Below are 2374 nucleotides of genomic sequence, written 5' to 3'. Positions count from 1 at the left end.
CTTCGCGGTCTGGTCGGGTAGGACCGCCGCATTGCTGCGGCGGTCCCCCCTCAGAACCGTGCGGGCCCGTTGTCCGAGCACACGGCTCAAGCAAGCCCTGATGGCTCGCAGGCGTATGCAGGTGCTGGCTTGTGCTTGCGACGTCGTTCGGCCCAGTAGTCGGCAAGGGCTGGGTCGTCGACGGACGCATTGCCCTTGATCATCTGGTGCCGGACGATCTTTGTCCAAGAGAACTTGGTGAGGTAGCGGCCGCTGTCGCGGACGCCGAAGACCCACCGGTCTCGCCTGGCCCTGTTGAACATGCCGAAGTAGCGGGTGGTGACCCAGTGCTTCGGCTTGTTCGGGTGTGTGTGGGTTGCCCACTTATAGACGAGCTTCCACACGTAGGCGTCCAGGCCATGGAAGGTGCGGCTGGACACCACACTCCGGTAATAGGCCGCCCATCCCCGGATGATCGGGTTGAGCTTGTGGACCACTGCTTCGGCGTTGGCCCCTCTCAGGGCCTTGACCTCGGCGGCCAGCCGTTTCCGGATGCGTCGCACGGCTGCCGTGCTGGGCTTGATCAGCAGGACCGTCCCGCCGCGGTAACGACGGATGTTGAAGCCCAGAAAATCGCAGCCCTCGTTGAGGTGGACGATGCTCGTCTTGTCCTCGTTGAAGACCAGACCTCTGGGTTTCAGCCAGGTGGCCAGTCGCGCCTGGATCTGCTCGGCTTCGGCTCTGGAATGAGCGAAGGCAAGCAGGTCGTCGGCGTATCTGATCAGCACCGGCGAGCCCGGTCTCGTTTCACCGGCGTGTGATCCGCCGGTGAAATAGCGGACTCCGGCAGCCTTTTCCATTCCGTGCAGAGCAATGTTGAGCAGGAGGGGACTGATCACGCCGCCTTGTGGTGTTCCCTCCTCGGTATCGGTGAAGCACTCCCTCTCGATGACTCCGGCTTTGAGCCATCGGGTGACCATTCCCGTCGCGGGAAAGGTTCCCAGCATCTCGATGAGGTGGCTGTGATCGATGCGGTCGAATGCCGCTGCCAGGTCTGCATCCAGCACCCACGTCCGCTTCGGGGTCTTCCCGTGCGCCACCGTGAATATCGCCTGAATCGCGTCCTGACATCCCCTGCCCGGCCTGAACCCATAGGACTTGGGCTCGAACCGGGCTTCCCATTCGGGCTCCAGTGCGTTGACTGTCTTGGCTTGCAGGATTCTGTCAATGATGACGGGAATCCCGAGGGGACGCCGCTTGCCGTTGCTCTTCGGAATGTAGACACGCCGGGCGGGCTTGGGCTTCCACGGAGCTGAGCTGTGCTGGACCCAGGTGACCAACTCGGCTTTTCCCGGGGCTGTGAGCACGACTTTGCCGTCGATGCCCGCCGTTCGGCGGCCAGCGTTGAACTCCGTCACCCGCCGCACGCTGACCAGCGTGTTGCTGCGGCTGCGGAGCATCAGTTTCTGCAAGTTGCGGACCCTCTTCAGGTCCCCTGCCTGCGACGCCGCGAAGATGCGCTGACGCAGACGACGTACGTTCTCCTCGGCCGCAGGCCAGTCGATCGCATGCCAGTCGAGGAGCTCGTCTTCCGGTCCGTTCGCCAAGTCGCCCTTCGGCGGCGCGGCGTCTAACGTGCCCTTCAGTTCCGCCATCCTTTTCATTGTCCTCTTCGCAGGCTCACCTGACCCACGTCAGCACCCTTTCGGGCTGAGCCACTTGGACCCTGTCCGGCCAGTTATGCGGGGCGGCTGGCGGAGTGACCGGCTGATGTGCCCCGGTTTCCTGTTTCCTTTCGGCTACCGGCGTTCGCTTCTTGGGTCATCCTGCTCCCGCCAAGGATTTGAGCGTTCCTTGCGGTCGGCCTACCTGTTGCGTGATGGCAACAGGACCCCTGCGGGGTTTCCACGTTCTGCATGAGCGAGATGCGAGCGGGGTGGGTGCCCTCTCTACCCCGGGACGGCGGTGTTCTCCCGGTTGACTGCTTCTCTCCAGCCGGCGCCTGCCGCTTCTCAACGGCCAGTCCTTTACCCCGCTGGAACATCCCATCGGCGGGGGACGAAGTTACGAGGCATAGCCAAGGATTCATTCGCATTCACCCGTCCGCTCATTCCCCTCGCCTGTAGCTCCCGGATGGAACGGGAGCCCTTGGGCTTTTCCCCCGGGCTTCGCACCCTCCCGTTACCAGGAGCGCACGCCGGGGCGGGGACAGGCCCTGAACACTGGCCCGGAGCTACACCTTCCTCAACGGAACCTCCTCTCGGTGAGCTCACTCAGCTCAAGCAGCCTCGTGTCGCACGAAGCACTCCTCGATCGCCCAGCGCGTCCCGGCGATCCGGACCAACTCCTGGACGGTGGTGCCCAGGGGAGCGTAGGCGAGGTAGTAGGCGATCTC

The 2374-nt window shown here is 63.8% G+C and carries 1 protein-coding gene; it reads right to left on the bottom strand.

Annotation, left to right across the window (positions count from 1 at the left end; translation table 11 throughout):
- Window positions 1–86: 86 nt before the first annotated feature.
- The gene (gene ltrA, locus ACFV3E_RS46590) at window positions 87–1634 is read right to left on the bottom strand and encodes a group II intron reverse transcriptase/maturase (protein ID WP_500542611.1); all 1548 of its coding nucleotides are present in this window, start codon (window positions 1632–1634) and stop codon (window positions 87–89) included.
- Window positions 1635–2374: the final 740 nt, after the last annotated feature.

Source organism: Streptomyces sp. NPDC059718, assembly GCF_042733315.1.
In the GTDB taxonomy this organism is placed as follows: Bacteria; Actinomycetota; Actinomycetes; order Streptomycetales; family Streptomycetaceae; genus Actinacidiphila.
This window is presented reverse-complemented; position numbering and strand designations above follow the sequence as displayed.